18 protein-coding genes are annotated in these 20029 nt (G+C 61.3%); 13 read left to right on the forward strand and 5 right to left on the reverse strand.

The annotated features are described in order from the left end of the window. Nucleotides 1–4 precede the first annotated feature (4 nt). The gene (locus tag VFO29_12640) at nucleotides 5–205 is read right to left on the reverse strand and encodes a hypothetical protein (protein ID HET9394355.1); all 201 of its coding nucleotides are present in this window, start codon (nucleotides 203–205) and stop codon (nucleotides 5–7) included. Between the two features lie 291 nt (nucleotides 206–496). Between VFO29_12640 and VFO29_12645 the strand changes: the two genes are divergently transcribed. Genes VFO29_12645 through VFO29_12660 form a run of 4 tightly spaced genes read left to right on the forward strand, consistent with a single transcriptional unit; the run spans nucleotide 497 to nucleotide 4819 of the window. Then, a complete protein-coding gene (locus VFO29_12645) occupies nucleotides 497–1048 on the forward strand; it encodes a peroxiredoxin (GenBank protein ID HET9394356.1) in 552 nt (183 codons plus the stop codon). 11 nt (nucleotides 1049–1059) lie between these two features. Further along, nucleotides 1060–1521 carry a redoxin domain-containing protein gene (locus VFO29_12650; GenBank protein HET9394357.1) on the forward strand — a complete coding sequence of 154 codons (462 nt, stop codon included), beginning with the start codon at nucleotides 1060–1062 and terminating at the stop codon, nucleotides 1519–1521. Between the two features lie 38 nt (nucleotides 1522–1559). Further along, nucleotides 1560–3215 carry an FAD-dependent oxidoreductase gene (locus VFO29_12655; GenBank protein HET9394358.1) on the forward strand — a complete coding sequence of 552 codons (1656 nt, stop codon included), beginning with the start codon at nucleotides 1560–1562 and terminating at the stop codon, nucleotides 3213–3215. Beyond that, a complete protein-coding gene (locus VFO29_12660) occupies nucleotides 3212–4819 on the forward strand; it encodes a Na+/H+ antiporter (GenBank protein HET9394359.1) in 1608 nt (535 codons plus the stop codon). The genes VFO29_12655 and VFO29_12660 overlap by 4 nt, the downstream gene beginning before the upstream one ends. Before the next feature lie 3 nt (nucleotides 4820–4822). Here the strand turns inward: VFO29_12660 and VFO29_12665 are convergent, their stop codons facing one another. Continuing rightward, nucleotides 4823–5302 carry a cupin domain-containing protein gene (locus VFO29_12665; protein ID HET9394360.1) on the reverse strand — a complete coding sequence of 160 codons (480 nt, stop codon included), beginning with the start codon at nucleotides 5300–5302 and terminating at the stop codon, nucleotides 4823–4825. Nucleotides 5303–5354: 52 nt separating this feature from the next. Here VFO29_12665 and VFO29_12670 point away from each other — a divergent pair, with 52 nt between their 5' ends. From VFO29_12670 to VFO29_12680, 3 genes are read left to right on the forward strand one after another with little or no spacing between them, the layout of a single operon-like run. Then, complete coding sequence (locus VFO29_12670) at nucleotides 5355–5729, forward strand: VOC family protein (GenBank protein HET9394361.1); 375 nt, start codon at nucleotides 5355–5357, stop codon at nucleotides 5727–5729. Between the two features lie 15 nt (nucleotides 5730–5744). Beyond that, a complete protein-coding gene (locus VFO29_12675) occupies nucleotides 5745–6143 on the forward strand; it encodes a hypothetical protein (GenBank protein HET9394362.1) in 399 nt (132 codons plus the stop codon). Continuing rightward, nucleotides 6143–6547, forward strand: a complete 405-nt coding sequence (locus VFO29_12680; protein HET9394363.1) for a VOC family protein — start codon at nucleotides 6143–6145, stop codon at nucleotides 6545–6547. Before VFO29_12675 ends, VFO29_12680 begins: the two co-directional genes overlap by 1 nt. Before the next feature lie 3 nt (nucleotides 6548–6550). On the opposite strand, the gene VFO29_12685 is transcribed toward VFO29_12680, so the two are convergent. Then, nucleotides 6551–6976, reverse strand: coding sequence for a lysozyme inhibitor LprI family protein (locus VFO29_12685; GenBank protein HET9394364.1), 426 nt, complete (start codon nucleotides 6974–6976; stop codon nucleotides 6551–6553). Nucleotides 6977–7086: 110 nt separating this feature from the next. Between VFO29_12685 and VFO29_12690 the strand changes: the two genes are divergently transcribed. After that, on the forward strand, nucleotides 7087–9084 hold the full coding sequence (locus VFO29_12690; protein ID HET9394365.1) for a hypothetical protein: 1998 nt from the start codon (nucleotides 7087–7089) through the stop codon (nucleotides 9082–9084). A gap of 8 nt (nucleotides 9085–9092) precedes the next feature. Here VFO29_12690 and VFO29_12695 read toward each other — a convergent pair whose 3' ends face one another. Further along, nucleotides 9093–11480: a DNA internalization-related competence protein ComEC/Rec2 gene (locus VFO29_12695; GenBank protein ID HET9394366.1), complete on the reverse strand. Its 2388-nt coding sequence runs from the start codon at nucleotides 11478–11480 to the stop codon at nucleotides 9093–9095. On the opposite strand from VFO29_12695, the gene VFO29_12700 reads away from it, so the two are divergent. After that, nucleotides 11446–12384 carry an NAD-dependent epimerase/dehydratase family protein gene (locus tag VFO29_12700; GenBank protein HET9394367.1) on the forward strand — a complete coding sequence of 313 codons (939 nt, stop codon included), beginning with the start codon at nucleotides 11446–11448 and terminating at the stop codon, nucleotides 12382–12384. The two genes, VFO29_12695 and VFO29_12700, sit on opposite strands and share 35 nt — an antisense overlap. Then, a complete protein-coding gene (locus tag VFO29_12705) occupies nucleotides 12381–13463 on the forward strand; it encodes a methyltransferase (protein HET9394368.1) in 1083 nt (360 codons plus the stop codon). Before VFO29_12700 ends, VFO29_12705 begins: the two co-directional genes overlap by 4 nt. A gap of 49 nt (nucleotides 13464–13512) precedes the next feature. Here the strand turns inward: VFO29_12705 and leuS are convergent, their stop codons facing one another. Continuing rightward, nucleotides 13513–15978: a leucine--tRNA ligase gene (gene leuS / locus VFO29_12710; GenBank protein ID HET9394369.1), complete on the reverse strand. Its 2466-nt coding sequence runs from the start codon at nucleotides 15976–15978 to the stop codon at nucleotides 13513–13515. A gap of 72 nt (nucleotides 15979–16050) precedes the next feature. Here leuS and VFO29_12715 point away from each other — a divergent pair, with 72 nt between their 5' ends. From VFO29_12715 to VFO29_12725, 3 genes are read left to right on the forward strand one after another with little or no spacing between them, the layout of a single operon-like run. Then, on the forward strand, nucleotides 16051–16647 hold the full coding sequence (locus VFO29_12715; GenBank protein HET9394370.1) for a helix-hairpin-helix domain-containing protein: 597 nt from the start codon (nucleotides 16051–16053) through the stop codon (nucleotides 16645–16647). A 35-nt stretch (nucleotides 16648–16682) separates the two neighbouring features. After that, nucleotides 16683–18452 (forward strand): long-chain fatty acid--CoA ligase, encoded by a 1770-nt coding sequence (locus VFO29_12720; protein HET9394371.1) that lies wholly within the window; start codon nucleotides 16683–16685, stop codon nucleotides 18450–18452. A gap of 18 nt (nucleotides 18453–18470) precedes the next feature. Beyond that, nucleotides 18471–20027, forward strand: a complete 1557-nt coding sequence (locus tag VFO29_12725) for a hypothetical protein (GenBank protein ID HET9394372.1) — start codon at nucleotides 18471–18473, stop codon at nucleotides 20025–20027. The last annotated feature ends 2 nt before the right edge of the window (nucleotides 20028–20029 follow it).

The raw sequence follows: 20029 nt of genomic DNA on the forward strand, positions 1-20029 counted from the left end.
GCGGTCAGCGCAGTTTGGTCTTGGCCTGCGCCTGCCGTACTTGCTTAGTTTGGGCCACAACCTGCCCTGAGCTTGCCGAAGGCTCCGCCGGTTCGGGCGCGGGCGCGGCGGCTTCCTCGGCCTTGGGCCGGGTGTGCTTCAGATTGGCCAGGGTCGCCTGGAAGCGCTTGGCTCCCGGGTCGCCACCTTTTCTTGCTCGTGCCATCGTCTCTTTATGATTCTCCCCCAGTTCCCAAGGTTTCGAGGTCTACCGGGTCCCGTTTCGCTTGGCCACGCGCTCGCTGCGGCGTCCCGCCTCCGCTCACCCTGCCTCTTCAGGCCGCTCTCGCCATCCATGCCCTTCGACAGGCTCAGGACTCGGCGCTAACGCGCCTGCGGCGAAACGGGACCCGGTAGGCCCCGAACCTTAGGTGAAAGTCATTTTCACTTTTTGACAGGATAGGGTAGAATCGTCTCCTCAAACCCTCACAGCTTGAAGAGAAAGTGACCGTTCATGTTGGCACAGGTTGGCAAGCCCGCCCCCGATTTTAAACTGAAGAGCACCAAAGGCGCGACCAGTTCGAAGGACCTCGGCAAGGAGATATCGCTGTCCGACTACCGCGGACGCTGGCTGGTTTTCTTCTTTTATCCGCTGGATTTCACGTTCGTCTGCCCGACGGAGATTACGGCGCTCTCGGATCGCGCCGACGAATTTAAAGCCGTCGATTGCGACGTGCTCGGCGCGTCGACCGATTCGGTTTTCAGCCACTGGGCGTGGATCAACACGCCGCGCGAGAAGAACGGAATCGCCGGCCTGAAGTATCCGCTGGTCGCCGACTTTACAAAGGAAACGGCGCGCGCGTACGGCGTGCTCAACGAAACGAGCGGCGCGGCGCAGCGCGGTCTCTTCATCATCGATCCTGAAGGCGTGCTGAAATATGCCGTCGTGACGGACGACAACGTCGGCCGCAGCGTCGAGGAGACGCTTCGCGTGTTGCAGGCATTGCAAACCGGCGGCCTCTGCCCGGCCGAATGGAAGCCCGGCAAAGCGTTGCTGCAAAAAGTCTAATGCCCTTACGGATGCGCAGCCCTCTCCCATCGCTGGAGGGGGTTGCGACGTGGGTCAACGGCGAGCCGAAATCCGAAGACTTGCGCGGCTTTCCCGTGCTGGTGCACTTTTGGTCGATCACGTGCCATCTCTGCCACAACGCAGCCGAACAACTCAGCGCGTGGCGCGAGCGGTTCGGGAAAGAGGGCATGATCTTCATCGCGGTCCATCAGCCGCGTTCCGAAGCCGAACTCGACGTCGAAGCCGTCCGTAAGGACGCGATCGAGGAGATGGGCTTCACGCAACCGTGCGCGATCGACAACGAGCACACTATCGTCGATCGTTTTCAAAACCAATTCGTGCCTTCGTATTACGTCTTCAACCGGCGCCACGAGCTGCGCCATTTCCAAGCCGGCGATAAAGGCCACGATCGCTTGGAAGCCGCGATCGCGCGCGTTATCGAAGAGCCCGCCGAGGACGAAGTCCTTCAGTAATAGGGGACCGCGCTTTCCGCAAATAACGGGTATGCCTCATGTTTAGCGCCCAGGAGCTGCGGGCGATACCGTTTCTTTCCACGCTTGCCGATAGAGAGTTGGAGTATCTCTCCGGCGTGGTTGCCGATATTCACGTGCTTGCGAATGAGTACGTCATGCATGAAGGCGATAGCCCGGCGCTATTCGTCGTGATGGAGGGGCGCCTCGACGTCACGAAGATCATCGACGGAGCCGAACGCGTACTCGGAGTGCGCACGCGCGGCGACCTGTTCGGCCAAGTATCGGTGGTGCTGAATACGCCGACTCCCGCAAGCCTGCGCGCATCCGAGCCGTCCCGCGTCATTCGAATCGAAGTCAGAGATTATCACTCTGTTGCCGCTGCCGCACCGGATTTCGCGGCCGAGCTTGCCAAATCTGCGATCGATCGCATCGAAGGGCTTCAAGAGATCGCGGCGGAGCCGCCGCGTCCGGAGCTCGTCGTCATCGGATCCCAATGGGATTTGGCCTGCCACGATCTGCGAAACTTCCTGCAGCGCAACCACATCGAGTTTGATTGGCTGACGCCGGAGGATCTGCGCGCTGTGGAAATGCTCGAGCGCGCCGGTGCGGATTCGCAACTGCCGCTCGTACGGCTTAGGGACGGAAAACTTCTCGCGTGTCCGACACACGCGCAGATCGCGAAGGCCCTCGGCCTTTCGGTCACTCCCGCCCAAACCGAATACGATGTCGTTATCTTCGGAGCCGGTCCGGCCGGGTTAGCCGCTGCCGTTTATGGCGCATCGGAAGGCCTGAGCACGGTGCTGATCGAGCGCGAAGCTCCCGGCGGGCAAGCCGGCACGTCGTCTCGGATCGAGAATTACTTGGGCTTTCCCTTCGGGCTGTCCGGTGACGAACTGGCGAGTCGCGCGTTCGCGCAAGCCAAACGCTTAGGAGCCGAGATCGTCGTGACGCGAGTCGTCGAAGGGATAGACGCGGCCTCGCATATGGTGCGGCTCGACGGCGGCGATACGCTGCACGGGCGCACGATCATTCTAGCGATGGGCGTTGCGTGGCGCCGCTTGGCGCTCGATTCGGCAACGCCGCTGATCGGGCGCGGAGTCTATTATGGCGCCGCGCGCAGCGAAGCCAGGACGATCCAAGGCAAGGACGTGCACGTGATCGGGGGCGGAAACTCTGCCGGGCAGGCCGCGCTCTCGTTTTCCGAACACGCGCGCTCGGTGACGCTGCTGGTTCGCGGCGACTCGCTCGAGAAGAGTATGTCCTACTATTTGATCGAGCAACTAAAGAACAAGAAGAACGTCCAGGTTCGATTGCACTCCGAGGTTGCGCGTGTGTATGGTGAGCTGCACATCGAGGCGATTGACGTGCTCGATCGCGATACCGGGAAGACGTCACGCTGCGAGACGGCCGCGCTCTTCGTGATGATTGGCGCGGATGCGGAGACGGCGTGGCTTCCCGAAGAGATCGCGCGCGACGAAAACGGCTACGTCTTGACCGGCGCCGACGTTCTAAGAACCGGACTTTGGCACGAAGAACGCGACCCCCATTTGCTCGAGACGACCATGCCGGGAATCTACGCAGTCGGTGACGTGCGCGCAGGATCGGTGAAACGCGTTGCGGCCAGCGTCGGCGAAGGCAGCATGGCGATCGCATTGGTACACCAGTACCTGCAGCGCGAGGCCGTGGCCAAGTGACGATCTCCGCGCTAGCAGTAGTTGCCGGCGCGATCATCGTGCTGGTTGCGATCGCCAAGCGCATTAACGTGGCCTATCCGATCGTGCTCGTCCTTGGCGGAATTGCGATCGGCTATATTCCAGGGGTGCCGACGGCGACGATGCGGCCCGATCTCGTGCTGCTCGTGTTCTTGCCGCCGCTGTTGTATTGGGAGAGCGTCACCGCGCCCAGCAGCGATTTCAAAACCGGCGCCTGGTGGATCTTTCAACTTGCGTTCGGCTTGGTCGTAGTCACGACGGTGGCCGTGGCGGTCGTCATCCATTTCATTGACGCGAATGTCGGATGGGCGGCCGCCTTCGTGCTCGGCGCCATCGTCGCGTCAACGGATGAAGTCGCCTTCGTCACCCTTGCCGAACGGCTGCGCGTTCCGCGCCACCTGGTAGCGACGATTGAAGGCGAGAGTTTGATCAATGACGCGACGTCGCTGATCCTCTACGGGGTTGCCGTCGCAGCCGTTGTGGGGCAAAGCTTTTCACTGGGACACGCCCTCGGTTCGCTGGTTCTGTCCGTCGTCGCGGCAGTTGCGATCGGCATCGTCGCAGGTGCCATCGTGGTGGGCGCGTGGGCGCTGGCGCAGGACGAAGACGTGCAGCCCATCATCTCGCTGATTGCTCCGTACATCTCGTACCTGCCGGCATATTTTTTGGGGGTGTCGGGCGTGCTGGCCGTCGTCGTGACGGGATTGTTCGTCAGCCGGTTTACTCCGCGCGTCTTGCTGCCGCGGACGCGTTTGCGGGCCGTCGGATTCTGGGTGACGATCGTTTTCGTCCTCAATGCATTCATCTTCGTTTTGATTGGCTTACAGTTTCGATCGATTGTATCGACCCTCTCGCATTTGAGTCATTCGATCGGCACACTGATTTTGTACGGTGTGATTGTCAGTGCGGTGGTGATCGTAGTTCGCATAGTCTGGGTGTTTGCACAGGCGCTGTTGCCGGTCACGAACGAACCCGAACACGCGGAGGGCGAGGCCGACTGGTCTCACGTTGCCGTGCTGGCGTGGACGGGCATGCGCGGGGGCATCTCGCTGGCCGCTGCGCTTGCGATACCACTCACCGTTGCGACTGGACCATTTCCACAACGTGACCTCATTATTTTTCTGACGCTCTGCGTGCTCTTGGCGACGCTGGTTGGCCAGGGCGGCTCGTTACCGTGGCTGCTGAAGCGGCTGAAGGTAAAGGATGACGGCGCGGACGAGCGCGAGGAGCGCTTGGCGATGGCGCGCACGGCGCGCATCGCGCTCATTAAGCTTTCGGCACTTCGGCGTGAGCGGCAGATCCCGGATCCTATCATGATGGCGCTTCGCCAGCGGTTTCGCTCGCGCTGGCGCGAGTTCGAGAATACGCGAGACGGGTCGGCCTATCGCGAACGCATCGCGTCGCTCTATCGCGGAATCGAACGCGAGTTGCTGGACGTCCAGCGCGCAGAGCTCATCCGCCTGCGCGATCGTGGGAAGATCGACAATACGGTCATGCGCCGCGTGCTCACACTGCTGGACCTCGAAGATCAGGAGATCAGCATGCTCGGCAGCACCGGCCACATGGATCTCGATCCGGAAAAATAACGCTTATTCTTCGCCGTCGTAATAGTCGAGCGGCTCGGAGCGAATGATCCGGCGCTCCGGCAGGCGCACCAGCCACTTCTTGCTGTCGGGGTAGTAAGCAGCTTCGCCCATCGGGTTATCCGCTACCAGGTAAAGGACGAGATCTTCCTTACCGTTGTTCGTTATTTGGTGTGCTTGTCCGGGCGGAAAAATAAACGCATCACCCGTTTCGATCGGGGTCGTGCCGCCCTCGTCGCGCACGATGCCGCTGCCTGAGATCACATGATAGAACTCCCACTGCATGCTGTGCGAGTGGTACGGATACGCGGTGGCTCCGGCCGGCAGCCGCGCGATCTCGACATCGAACGGGTGCCGCTCCATGATGTCCGTGGACTGGGGCTTGCGGCCCAGGCCTTCCGAAACCTGAATTCCAGAGCTGCGGAACTTGCCTTTGGGCGACGCGAACTGCAGCTCCTCAAGATCTTTTGTGTTGACTTTGCGCATAGCCGGATGGTTCTGCCCGATAGCGGCGGACCATTCTGGGCATAATCGGCCTATGTTAGGAGAGAAGGATGCGATCGCTACGATCGCTGTTAAAGATCTTAAGACGGCCGCGCAGTTCTATGGAGAGACCCTTGGTCTGAAGAATGAAGGCGGCGACCAGACCGCCGCCATTATGTACACCAGCGGAAACACCAAGGTGCTCGTCTATCAGTCGGAGTTCGCGGGATCCAACAAGGCGACCGCCGCCAATTGGACGGTGGGAGCCGACCTGAAATCGGTCGTGGAGGGCCTTGCGAAAAAAGGCGTCAAGTTCGAGCACTACGACATGCCGGGCGTCACACGTGAAGGGGACATCCACACCGCGGGCGGCCAAAAAATCGCGTGGTTTAAGGATCCCGACGGCAACATTCTAGCGCTGCTTGGCTAAAGGAGGCCAACGCTCATGAAATTTGTTTTTATCGCCGCGCGCTTGCTGCTCGGCCTGATATTTTTCGTTTTCGGCCTGAACGGGTTTCTGTTCTTCATTCCGGCGCCGGCGCACATCCCCGGCGCGGCCGGAGCTTTTTCCGGAGCCATGTTTACGTCACACTTCATGTGGTTTACATCCGGCGTTCAACTGATCTGCGGCGTCATGCTGCTCACCAATCAGTACGTTCCGCTGGCGCTGGTCATGTTGGGAGCGGTGCTCTCGAACATCCTTGCTTTCCACATAACAATGCTCCCGGGCGGGCTCCCGCTGGCCCTTGTTACAACTGCAATCTGGGTGGTGGCATGCTGGCCGCTGCGTTCGTACTTTGCGCCGCTGTTTGCTCGAACCGTCCCGCAACAGGAGGTACGTTAATGGAACTTCAGCCGTATATTTTTTTCTACGGACGCTGCGCCGAAGCGCTCGAATTTTACAAGAAAGCCTTGGGCGGAACGTACGAGTCGTCGCTCGTGAAAGACTCGCCGATGCGCGATCAGATGCCGCCGGGCTCCGACGAGCGGGTGATGCATGCGACGTTCTCAGGCAAGGGTCTGACCTTTATGGCTTCGGACGGCAACCAAACCAAGCCGGTCGATCCCGAAGCCGGAAATATCGCGCTGTCGCTCGGAACTACCGACGCGGCCGAGGGCGAGCGCATCTTCAACGCGCTCAGCGAAGACGGCGACGTCAAGATGCCGATAGCGGAGGCGTTCTGGGGCGGCAAATTCGGAATCGTTGTCGATAAATTCGGCACCGAGTGGATGCTGACGCTCCCGTGACGCCTATTTCCGCTGCTGGTACGCTTTCACTAAGGCCTTGAGATCCGCGATGTGCTGCTGAATTAGGTCACTACGGGCAAGGGCTACTTCCATAGGATAGATGGATCCATACATGCCCTGCTTATCGCTTGCGGGATAGAGCGCTTCGACATATGCGTCGGTGTATGCCGCCCAAGCTTTCTGAGAAGCTGCAACCTTTGCAGCCGCTCCCGGCTCTTTTGCGGCGAGGGACACGAGCTTGTTATAGATTGAATTCATCTGCATCGCGCGCAAGGCCGCTTCATTGCCTGCGCACATGTTCATGGCCAACTGCGTCTTCGCAGTCCGCATGCATGCCTTGAACTGGGCCGAGCCTTGGGCTGCGGCCGGGGCGACCGCCACGACAATCCAAAGCAGAGCGAATGGAATAAGTGCTCGGAGTTTCATCATTACCTCCGTTTGTTATCTTACCATTGTATGCAGCTCGACCACCAGGCCATCGGTCGTGACGGTAATTGCGCCGGTGAAACAAAAAATCGGAGCCACCCCTAGATGCCAATATGATACTGGCCCGAACGTCCGTGGCCGGCGCGGCTGCAGTGCTCGTGGTGCTTCTCACAACCACTGCGCTGGTTGGCTCATCTACCGACGAGCGCGTTATCAAAGCTCCGACGTCGGATGGACAGATATTCATCGAAAAGATCGTGCAAGTTAGCGCCCAGCGACCTCAAAATCAACACGCCGAAGTCTTTATCGCCCAGAGTCCCAAGAACGGCAACGATTTGCTGGCATGTTCCATAACGCTGGATAGGCGTAAGCCTGATCCGTTTACCGGAGAACGGGATGCGGTTTACGTATCGCGTGACGCGGGCAGGCATTGGCAATTCGGCATGGAGATCGGACCGGCGAGCGATCCGAGCTGTGCGTTCGGACAATCGGGTGAGGCCTATTTTCTTGCGACCATGTTGCCACCAAGCACGAATAAGATCTTTCGCTCGAAGGACCTTCGCAACTGGACTTTGTGGCAGACGACGCCGTTTCTCGATCGCGCCACGCTTCTCACTCCTCCAGAAAACGGTGAAATCGCCATGAGCGGTGACGCGCCTGAAAGTACGATCGGCAGGATCGCCGGCGGGGCTTCTCTGTGGCAAGCAGTAGGCAACGGGAAGCTTACGATAAGCAACTTCGCGCCCGACGTTCACAAGCTCGTGTCGATCAACACCGGCGGCTATAGGAATTTCCAAACGTTTGGCACGGTTGGGTACACGCGGCTGCCGCTACCAGAAAGCTTGCGACGTCTTCGAAACTTGAGCGACAATCAGCCTGGAATTCCCAATGCAGAGCTGATCTATACGTCATTGAGTCTGACGGATGGAACCGTTACCAGCCGAAGCCGTATTGCCTCCGACTATGATATAGACGATCGCGCTTTTTCATGCTACCCGTCGGCAGCATTTGATAGATCGCGTTCCCGCTTCGCAGGGACGATCTATGTGGCTTGGTGTGATTTTCGCCTCGGACATTCGAGTATCTTGATCGCGCACAGCTCGGATGGCCGCCGCTGGAGCACGCCGCTTATTCTGGACGATCCGACAACCGGCCGTTATGGCGCCGGCGCATTCGAGCCGACAGTCGCAGTGAACAACCGCGGGGTCGTCGCAGTGTTTTGGTACGATCGCCAACAGCATCCCGCCGGTCAGGGTTGGGACATCGCCTTTCGCGCATCTACCGATGGGGGCGCATCTTGGATTCCGACTCGTCGTGTCTCGGGTGCAGAAACAACTTGGACCGCCGATCGAGTGAGCCAAGACAATCTCTCGATCAACATTAATGGCAAATACAGATTGAGCGCGTCGCTGGGCTTCCATTCATTTGCCATGAACGCGGGAGACTTTTCCGGAATGTTTGCCGATCCGGCAGGTGGGTTCCATCCAATCTGGGTCGACAATCATACAAATGCCGTGCCGCAAGTGTGGACGACGAGAGTAACCGTAAAGCCGGCATTGCGCACAACGGACCCGGCGCCTTCGCCCGTGTTGTTCTTTCCCGTTCAAAACCAATTACCGGCTCAAGCGGCCTTTACGCCGCCGCTTAGACGTTTGCTCCCCGCGCGATCCAACGCGACAGACGTGAGCAGGTTTGTAGACTTTGATGCGCGTGACTTATGGTTCGATAAACCGCACCACGACCTTGGGTTTTCGTTGGTCATACGCAATACGGCCAAGAGCGCCTTGCCTTGTCCGCTGTATTTCAAAGCAACCTTGGCGCCGACCGGACGATCGGGGCTGCCGATCGCCGATGCGATGCCGTTAAATACTACTGCCTATCTCGACAAGAGCCAGCCGGTTTGGCAGATTCCGGGTTGTACGACATCGCTTGGGCCTGGAGCTGAGCTCTTGCTTCCGATAAGGGTGCGTGTCGAGAATCTGCGGATTCCCTCAATTGCTAGTTCGTGGCTGCGAAGGCTCAATTATGTGGTCCCGGAGAACGTTCTTGAGTGGTCGCAATTACAAGTATTAAGTGACGCGTCCGCCGCATCCCACGGTCTACGAAACTAGCATCGGCGTTACCGTGACACCATCGTATGCAGCTCGACCGCCAGGCCATCGGTCGTGACCGTAACTGCGCCGTTCGCATCCGTGCGATAAACCTGCGCGCCGAGGCGTTGCAGCGTTTCAAGCGTCTGGGGCGCCGGGTGGCCGAACATATTGTGCCGGCCCACGGATATGATCGCGTAACGTGGATGAACGGCCGCGATGAACGCGGGCGTGCTGCCGTAGGCGGATCCATGATGTCCGACCTTCAGAACCGTCGATCGTAACCCCACGCCTTCGCTTAAGAATCGCTGCTCTGCTTCGGCGCCGGCGTCGCCCGTGAAAAGCATGCGGAACGAGCGGTATTGCAAGATGAAGGCGAGCGAGTTGTTATTAATGTCGTTGCGTGTTCCAACCAACATTGGAAGGGATGGGCCGATAAAGGTCAGCGTGACGCCGTCACTCGTCTGCCAAACCGCGCCGGCGCGCGGATAGACGAGCGGCACATGTTCGCCGCGCGCGAGTGCGAGAGCGTCGTTATACGCGAAACCGGGATAGCGCTGCCCGCTATCGGCAAATTCGGTAACGCGAAGGGCGCGAAGTACGGGCACAACGCCGCCGGCATGATCACCATGTGGGTGCGACAAGATGATTGCGTCAATTGTGCGTACGCCTTCGCGGCGGAGAAACGGGACCACGATTCGTTCGCCGACTCGTTCCGCTGAGGATTCGGCTCCCCGTCCTTGCTCCAAACGGCCGCCCGCGTCCACCAGCAATGCATGACCGAGCGGCGTGCGGATTACGATCGCATCGGCCTGCCCAACGTCGAGCACGGTGATGCGCAAGCGGTAATCGTTTGCGCGTGGCGGCCACGCGACCAAGATCGCGCCGAAAAGAAAAAGTGCCGGCGCCGCGGTCCGAGACTCTTTCTTCCAAAGAAGAACGGCTGCGACCAAGAGACAGTCATAGACCGCAATGCTCCACGGCGGCGGCGGCATGGCTGCCAGCGACGCGCCCGGCAACGACGCGATCGAGTGAACGACGGCGACGATCCAGGCTAACAGCCAACCATTGAGATTGGCGGCGGCTTGCGCGAGCGGCGGCAGCGGCGCGAATGCGAGTTGCAGCGCTCCCAGGATCATCGTTGCGCCGACGCACGGTACGACGGCCGCATTTGCAAATACGGCATATGGCGCGAAGAACAAAAAGATCGAGGCGGTCAGCGGCCACGTGCCGAGTTGCGTCGCCAGCGTTAACGCAAGCGCTTCGCGCAGACGAGCCGGCAACGCCGAGCATCGCTCGAGTTGGGCGTCGATCGAATCCGCGCAGAGCAGAATCGCGCCCACGCACGAAAACGACAGCGCGAACGAAGCGCTCGAAATCGCCTGCGGATCCATAAGCGCTATCGCCAGCAGCGCCCCGCCGTACATGCTCCAGGCGCGCGCCGCGCGACCGAAACCGTACGCCGTCAAGGCGACCGAGATCATCGTCGCCGCGCGCAGCGCCGGCAGATGCGCGCCGCTAAAAACCGCGTAACTCCAGATCGCGGCGATCGCAAGTCCACAGGCGAGCCCGCGCGGGACGGTGGACGCGCGCAGCAGAGCCAAAACCAATGCGGCGACGACTCCCAGATGCAAACCCGCCGTCACGAGCACGTGCACCGTCCCGGTCTCTTGAAATTCGCTGCGCAGTTCCGGCGGCAGCGACGCGCGTTCGCCCCACAGTTCGCCCGCCAGAATTGTCGCCGACGGCTCCGGCAGGCGCAAACGCAACTGCTCGAGCGCCCAGGCGTGCGCACGTGCGAGAACGAGATCCAAACTCAACGGCCCGTCCGGCAGCATCCGCAGGACGCGCGCGCCGCTGACGCGTGCTGAAATACCGCGCTCCAGTTGAATCGCCCGTTCGTCCGGTTCGCCCGGATTGCGCGGCGCATCGAACGCTTCGATCCGTCCGCGCACGAGTATGCGCGTTCCGGCCCGCGGCACGGCGCCGCGACTCGAGACGGCAAGCTTTACGCCGTCATCCGTTGCGCAGGTGTAGGAAGCGTTTCCGTTTTCGACCGCGGCGTCGCTCAGAATCGTGCACGCGAGGCGCGCCGTGTGTTCTTTAAAGGAAGGAGCCGGTAACGCGGCATGCCAGAGTGCGCTTGCGCCGCCCGCGACCAGGGCGAGTGCGGCGGCCGCGCGAAGCCGCCCAAGCTCCGCACGAGTCATCGCAAGCCAGACGCACAACGCGACGCTCGCGCAGAGTACCAAGAGGCGCACATCGGATCCAAGGGGTTGTGTGGCCGCTGCCCCAAGGGCAGCTGCGGCGCCCAGGAGCAGCAGCGGGGAGCGTGCCACATAACGCAACTGCGACGAGCGGCAAAGAATTAAAGGAGCTTGCATGCGCATCATGGTCACCGGCGGGGCCGGATTCATCGGCTCGCACGTCGCCGACGCGTACTTGGCCGCCGGCCACGAAGTGCTGGTGCTCGACGCGCTGTGGGAACACGGCGGCGGACGCCGCCAAAACGTGCCGCAGCGCGCGCTCTTCGTACACATGGACATCCGCGACGAAGGCCTCACGCGTATCTTTCAAGAGTTTAAACCGGACGTCGTCAGCCACCACGCGGCTCAAGCCAGCGTCGCGATCGGCTCGCGCGATCCGATCTACGACGCGCAAGTGAACGTCGTGGGTTTGCTCAACGTCTTGGAAAACTCGGTCCGAAACGGAGTACAGAAGATCATCTATGCGTCCAGCGGCGCGACCTTCGGCACGCCGGAGCGTCTGCCGATGAACGAGCGCACGCCGCAGCATCCCGAGTCGCCGTACGGCATCACGAAAATGGTCGGCGAACACTACCTGCGTTTCTATCAGAAGGAGCGCGGGCTGGACTTTACCTCGCTGCGCTACGGAAATGTCTATGGACCGCGCCAAGATCCGAACGGCGAAGCCGGCGTAATTGCGATTTTCATCGCGAAGTTCTTGACGAAACAGGAAGTGCGCATCGACTGGGACGGCGATCAAACGCGCGACTATGTCTACGTGCGCGACGTTGCGGACATTAATCTCGCCGCACTCGAAGGAGGCTCCGGCGGGATGTACTGCGTTGGGACGAACCACCGCACCAGCGTCAACGACATTTACAAGACGCTGTGCAAAGTGTCGGGATTTGAGCCGCCGGTCGTGCACGCGCCCAAACGGCCGGGCGACGCGCGTGACGCACAGTTCGATTGCGCATTAGCCAAAAAAGAACTAGGGTGGGTGCCGCGCGTGCAGCTGCGCGACGGAATCAGTGAGACCTACGAGTTCTTTAAGGATGCGCTGCCGGTAGCGCGGTGAAGCTTCCGCTCGCGCTGGTGCGCGCGGCTACTCCGTTGTTCGTGTGGGCGTCGTCCGTTCGGCGGCGCGTGCTGCCGCCGCAGTTCGCTATCCTGGAACTGGCAACCGGAATATGGCCCGCACTCGCCCTGCGTGCGATAGTGAAAGTGGGCATTCCGGATCGCCTTGCACGCGGCGCGGCGACTCCCGCGGAGCTCGCGCGCGATCTCGGGTTGCACGAAGGCAGCGTGCGGCGCATCCTAAAGTTGTTGTCCGGCTACGACATCGTGCGCGAGTTGCGCGACGGACGTTTTGAGTTGACGCGAATCGGACGCTACGCTGCGAGCCGGACGCCGGGAAACGTCGCGGATTTTGTGCGCTACGTCGGCGAGCCGTGGCATTTAGGACCCTGGGGACGGCTGGAAGAAACGCTGCGCACCGGCATGCCGGCGTTTGAGATCGTGCACGGCAGCGGATTCTTTGAATATGCAAGCGCGCATCCCGAAATGGGCGAGCTCTTCGACAACGCGATGGCGTCCGTTGCGCCGCTGCACGCGCAAGCCGTGGCCGACGCCTACGATTTTTCGCACGCGTCGCCCATCGCCGACATCGGCGGCGGCTCCGGATTGGTGCTTGGCGCGATTCTACGAGCGTTTCCGGGCGCGGACGGCATACTGTTCGACCTCCCCGGCGCGCTGAAGCTGGCCGAGCGATCGCTGGGGCCCGAGCAGGCTCGCATTCGTTTCGAAGCCGGCGATTTTTTCGAACGCGCTCCGCAGGGCGCCAAGACATTTGTGCTGGCGCATATCTTGCACGATTGGGATGACATCAAAGCGCTGAAGATTTTGCAGAACGTCCGGAAAGTGATGCCTGCGGACGGCCGCGTCCTTATTGTTGAAGCGCTGCTCCTCGACGAGCCGAACCGTTGGAGCGCGGCGAATGTCACCGACGCGCAAATGCTGACGATGCTGCGCGGCCGCGAACGCACTGCGGCGGAATATGGGGCATTGCTGGCTCAAGCCGGTCTGAAGCTGACGCGTGTCATTCCAACTACGGCAGCTGAGTCGATTGTTGAGGCGTGCCCTTCGTCACCTGCCTAACGGGCGCTGCTCAGGACTCCGGCGCTTAGCGCCTCCGGCTAGCTTCTGATCAGGCGACGATGTTGAGTAGCTTGTCCGCGACGAATATGCGTTTGCGAACTTCTTTACCGTCGAGCTGAGCTTGAACCGGCGCCTGCTCTAGGGCCAGCGCGAAGGCTTCGTCCTTGCTGATTCCCGGAGCGACTTCCAACCGCGCGCGGATCTTGCCGTTCACTTGCACGACCAGTGTAATCGTTTCGAGCGCCATCGCGCTTTCGTTGGGTTCGAAATACCGCTCCAAATGCACCGACGTAGTGTGCCCCATGCGCTCCCAGAGCTCGTCGGCCAGATGCGGCGCAAAGGGCGCCATGATGAGCGGCAGCGCGCGCACGGCGTAGGCAACCAGCGGCGATTCAGGCGCCTCCTGCTCGAGCGCCGTCAGCGCGTTGACGTATTCGTCCAGTTTGGCGATCGTCGTATTATAATGAAAGCGGCGCGACAGCGTTTCGTCTACTGCGGACTTCGCCGCCACGTGCACCGCGCGCAGTAGCACTTTTTCTTCGGCGCTCTGCGCATCCGGAAGGTCGCCCACGTTCGCTTCTTTCGCGCGGTCCAGGAAGGGTTCGCACGCGCGCCACACGCGATTGACAAAACGCACGCGGCCGTTGATGCCCTCGTCAGTCCAGTCGCTCGTATCTTCAGGCGGCGTGACGTACAGCAGAAACAGGCGCATGGCGTCGACGCCGCGCTTGTCGACGACTTCGTCGATGCCGATCACGTTGCCGCGCGACTTGCTCATCTTCTCGCCGTTGTACAGCACGAAGCCTTGATGGAAGAGGCGCGTGATCGGCTCGTCGGCGCCGCTCACCCAGCCGCGATCGTGAAAGAACTTGTAGAAGAAGCGCGAGTACAGCAAGTGCAGCACGGCGTGCTCGGCGCCGCCGATGTATTGATCGATCGGCATCCAGTAGTTCGCTTTGGCCGGATCCCAGGGCGCGCGGTCGTTGTGCGGGTCGAGATAGCGCAGATAGTACCATGATGATTCGAAGAACGTGTCCATCGTATCGCTCTCGCGCTTGGCGGGACCGCCGCATTTCGGGCACGTCGTGTTGCTGAAAGTTGGATCGTTGGCGAGCGGCGATCCCTCGCCGGTAATCGGCACGTCCGCCGGCAGCAATACGGGCAGCTGATCGTCCGGCACAGGCTGTTCGCCGCACTTTTCGCAGTAGACGATCGGAATCGGCGTGCCCCAATAGCGCTGTCGCGAGACCAGCCAATCGCGAATGCGGAAGTTCACCTTCGGCTCGCCGGCGCCAATCGTCACGAGCCGCTCAGCGATGGCTTTGCGGGCGCGTTCGCTCGACATGCCGGTGAAATCGCCGCTCGCAACGAGGCGGCCGTCTTCCAAATAGGATTCCGTCAACGGCGCTTGCAGATCGGAACCCGGCGGCGCGACGACCTGCGCTACCGGCAGTCCGTGTTTGCGCGCAAATTCAAAGTCGCGCTGGTCGTGTCCGGGCACGCCCATCACCGCGCCCGTGCCGTACTCCGCGAGCACGTAGTTCGTCACCCAAATCGGCACACGCTCGTGCGAGAGCGGATTGATGGCAAAGGCTCCGGTGAAAACGCCCTGCTTTTCCATCAAACTCGTCCGCTCGAGTTCCGACTTGGAGCGAAGACCTTGCGTGAACTGCTCGACGGTCGCGCGCTGTTTCTTCGTGACGATCTTCGGCACCGCCGGGTGCTCGGGCGCTACGGCGAGATACGTCACGCCGAAGAGCGTGTCAAGCCGCGTCGTAAACACAGCGATCCGTTCGTCGGAGTTTTCGACGGCGAACGCGAACTGCGCGCCCTCGCTGCGCCCGATCCAGTTGCGCTGCATCGTGCGCGTGCGCTCCGGCCATCCCTCCAGCTTCTCGAGATCGTTCAGCAGGCGTTCCGCATAATCGGTGATCTTCAAGAACCACTGCGAGAGGTTGCGCCGCTCGACCAAGGTTTCGCAGCGCCAGCAGCGTCCGTCGATGACCTGCTCGTTGGCCAGCACGGTGCGATCGTGCGGACACCAGTTGACGGGCGCTTCGCGTTTATACGCCAGGCCGTGCTCGTACAGCCGCAAGAATAGCCATTGATTCCAGCGGTAGTACTCGGGATCGCAGGTGGCAATTTCGCGCGACCAGTCGTAACTGGTACCGATCAAGCGTACTTGGCGCTCCATGTTAACGATATTGGCGTGCGTCCACTTCGACGGGTCGGCTCCGCGCGCAATTGCCGCATTCTCCGCGGGCAAGCCGAAGGCGTCCCAGCCCATCGGGTGGATGACGTTGTAATCGAGCATACGCATCATGCGTGCGATCGAATCGCCGAGCGTATAATTCTTCGCGTGTCCGATGTGCAGATCGCCCGACGGGTACGGAAGCATGACGAGCACGTAGTATTTTTGACGCGCGGGATCTTCGCGCGCGCGAAAGATGCCCTGCTCCTCCCAGCGCTGCTGCCACTTGCGTTCGACGGATCGAAAATCGTACGGTTCGGCCATCGGAAAGGCTCTTATAGAGCCGCCGAGCGCACCAACCCTTTCCATCCGCGCCCGATCGCGTGAATGTGCGGTGTGAAAGCTTGGGCGATCCTCGCGGCGGGCGCGATCCTGGTGGGGCTCGCGTTTCTGCATCCGGCGCCCGCGCCGGTGGCGGCGATCGCGCCGGTCCGGCCGGCAGCTGCACCCGCGACGGCTCACCCGCACCCGGCTGCGACGCTGCTCGTTGTGTATCTTGCAGGCGAGCTGCGCCGGCCCGGTCTGTACCGCGTCCGGTCCGGCTCGCGCGCGAACGATGCCGTTTTGCAAGCCGGCGGGTTTCTCTCACAAGCCGATGCCGCGGCGGTCAATCTCGCGCAGCCGGTCCAAGACGGCGAAGAGATTCGCGTTCCCAAGCTGGGTGAGTGTTCGAGCGCCGCGAAGAAACGCGCACCTCGCGCCAAGCGAGCGCGCGCACGCGCCCCGGACATTCCTCTTGCAAGCATCGATCTGAATGCGGCTGATGCGGCCGACTTGGCGCGTCTGCCCGGACTGGGTGAAACGCTGGCGGCGCGCATCGTCGCGTATCGTTCGCAGAACGGCGCGTTTGCGTCGGTGGACGAACTTGCGGACGTCTCCGGCATGACGCAGCGGCGCATTGATGCGATTGCGCAGTACGTCATTGTAAAGTAGCAAGAGAGCACTACTCCGCAGCGAACGCCGAAACGATGGAGCGCGCGCTGCCGCCGCGAGAGACGTTGCCGGCGGTTATCCGGCGGGCCTTGTCATATCCGCGCGACGCGGCGCTGTCGGAACGCGTGGACGGCGTGTGGACAGCAACGTCGTCGCAGCGGTTGCTCGAACGGGTCGAGAATCTCGCATGCGCGATTCGCGCGAGCGGATTGCAGAGCGGCGATCGCGTTGCGCTGATGGCGAAAAATTGCGTTGACTGGATAGTCGCGGATTTCGCAATACTCTTCGCCGGCTGCGTGGTCGTGCCGATCTTTCCGACGCAGGCGCCGGACCAGGTTGCCTATATCTTGCGTGACTCCGAGGCGAAACTCGTTTTCGTCGATACGCCCCAAGCCGCGCAGACCGTCCGAGCGTTAACCGATGTCCCGGTTACGATCTTTCAAAGCGCGGGCGCTGATTCGCTCGAGGCGCTGGAGACGCAAGGCGCGCAAGCTCGCGCGAGCAACGAGAATCAGCCGGCCGAGTGGGAACGCGCGTTAAACCCGGACGATATGGCCGTGCTGATCTACACCTCGGGCACCACCGGCGAGCCTAAGGGCGTGATGCTCTCGCATTACAACATCGCATTCAATATGGAGTCGTCGTTCAGCTACGCGTTCGATCTGCTGCCGAAGGGCTCCGACGTGCTCTCCGTCCTGCCGTTCTCACACATCTACGAGCACACGATCCTGTACGGTTACATGACGCGGCGCATGCGCCATCACATTGCGCGCGACGCCGAAAACCTGTTGGCAGATCTGCGCGACGTGCGTCCGGTAACGATGACGGCGGTGCCGCGCCTTTTCGAACGCGTGATCGCGCGCATCATCGGCGTCGCTAAAGAAGAAGGCGGGCTGCGCGCCAAACTCGTGCCGTGGGCGCTCGGCATCGGGCGCGACTACATGAGCGCGCGAACGCGCGGCGTGCGCCCCAGCGCCGCACTATCGCTGCAATACCGGATCGCGCATATGCTGGTGCTGCGCAAAATTCGTCCACGGCTCGGCTTGGACCGGCTGGTGTATTTCGTCAGCGGCTCCGCGCCGCTGCATTTCGACGTGGCGATGACGATGCTCGGCTGCGGGATTCCAATTGTCGAAGGATATGGTCCGACGGAATGCTCGCCGGTCGTTTCAGTAAACACGCTGCCTGAAAACCGGTACGGCACGGTCGGCAGAGCGATTCCGGGTGTAGAGATTGCGATTGCGCCCGACGGAGAAATCTTGGTGGGGGGACCCGGCGTGATGCTCGGCTACTATAAGAAGGAAACCGCGTCCGCGCAAGCGTTACGCGACGGCTGGTACCACACCGGCGACGTCGGCCAAGTGGATGCGGATGGTTTTCTGCGGATAACCGATCGCAAGAACGAGCTGTTCAAGACGTCGGGCGGCAAGTTCATCGCGCCGGCGCGCGTGGAGTCGGCGATCAAGCGGTCCATCTACGTCAACCAGGCGTTTATCTTGGGGGAGGGGCGGGCGCATCCGGTCGGGTTAATTTCTCCGAACTGGCAGTTGGTGCGCAGCGAACTCGGCATCGCGAACGATGTCGCCGCCGGAGTTCTGGCCGAGCGCGACGACGTGGTCGCATTCATGACGAAGCAAGTGCGCGAGAACACGGCGGACCTGGCGCCTTTCGAGCAAGTGCGCCGTATCGCGCTTCTGCCGCGCGACCTGACGATAGAAGACGGCGAGCTCTCGCCGACGCTCAAAGTCAGGCGGCGGATCGTCGAGCAGCGCTACGCCGCACCCATAGGACGACTCTACACCTAAGCGAATAGGTAGGGCGCAATGAAACACCTTGTAGCCTTCCTTTTATTCTTCGCGCTTGCCGGATCGATGGTTCCGGCCGCGGCGCCTCCTCCGCGCGCTTCGCAGACGCAAGCCTCACCGGCTCCCCCGCCCGACTCGAGCGACGGCGAAACGGCCGATTCGGTGACGCAGCATACGACCGTCATCGGCGGTCAGCCGATCGCGTACACGGCGCGAGCGGGCACGATTACGGTGCGCAACGACAAGGACGTGCCGACCGCGCGCATTTTCTACACGGCCTACACGATCGACGGCGCGGATCCCGGATCGCGGCCGATCACCTTCCTTTATAATGGTGGGCCGGGCAGCTCGACGATGTGGCTGCGCATGGGCTCGCTCGGACCGGTGCGCGTGCTGACTTCCGACGGTTCGGCCTCGGGGCCGCCGCCGTACCACATTGCGAACAACTCGTATAGTCTGCTCGACAAGAGCGACTTGGTCTTCATCGACATGCCCGACAGCGGATTCGGCCGCATCATCGGCGCCGGCAGTCCGAAAATGTTCTTCGGCGTGGACCAAGACGTTGCAGCCTTCGACCAATTCATCCAGCGCTACATCACCAAGTTCGGCCGCTGGAACTCGCCCAAGTTTCTCTTCGGTGAAAGTTACGGCACGACGCGCTCCGCGGCGCTCGCGAGTTCGCTGCAAGGTCACGGCATCGCGCTCAACGGCGTGGTGCTGCTCTCGTCGATCCTCAACTTCGGATTGGATTTCGGCAACGGCGATCCGGTGGCGGGCGGCGACTGGGCGTACGTTCTGTACCTTCCCACCGAAGCTGCCGCCGCATGGTACCACGGAAAGATCCGCAACAAGCCGGCCGATCTCGCAACGTTTCTGCAGCCGGTCGAGCAGTTTGCCATGGGCGAGTATCTCGACGCGCTGTATAAAGGCGGAACGCTGAGCGCATCCGAGCGCAACGACGTCGTTCACAAGTTGAGTATGTATCTCGGCGTTTCCGAGCAGTACGTGCGCGAAAGCAATTTGCGCGTGCCGTACTATCGCTTCGAGCAGCAGCTCTTGCGTTCGCAAGGCATCATCGTCGGGCGCTTGGACGCGCGTTACCAAACCTATGCGCTCGACCGCGCCGGCGACGAGGGCCCGGCCTGGGATCCAACGGACGCCGGAATCGATGCGCCGTTTACAACGGCGATCAATCAGTACTTACGCAACGATCTGAAATACGACACGTCGCTGCAGTACCGTCCCAACATCTACGGGATCATCTATGGCAACGGCAACTCGTGGGACTTCACGCACAACCGCCGCGAGCCGCCCAACGTCGCGCCGGACCTCGCCTCAACGATGACGCAGAATCCCAGCCTGAAAGTCTTTTCGGCCAACGGCTACTACGATTTTGCGACGCCGTATTTCGCAACCGTCTATACACTGCGGCACCTCAGCATCGCGCCCGCACTGCAGAACAACATCTCGTTCGGTTTCTACCAAGCCGGACACATGGTCTATCTGAACGATAACGCACTCGCCCAATTCAAAGGCGATCTCGCCCGCTGGTACGACAGCGCGCTCGGACGCTGAGG

It is taken from the genome of Candidatus Rubrimentiphilum sp., assembly GCA_035710515.1.
In the GTDB taxonomy this organism is placed as follows: domain Bacteria; phylum Vulcanimicrobiota; class Vulcanimicrobiia; order Vulcanimicrobiales; family Vulcanimicrobiaceae; genus Rubrimentiphilum.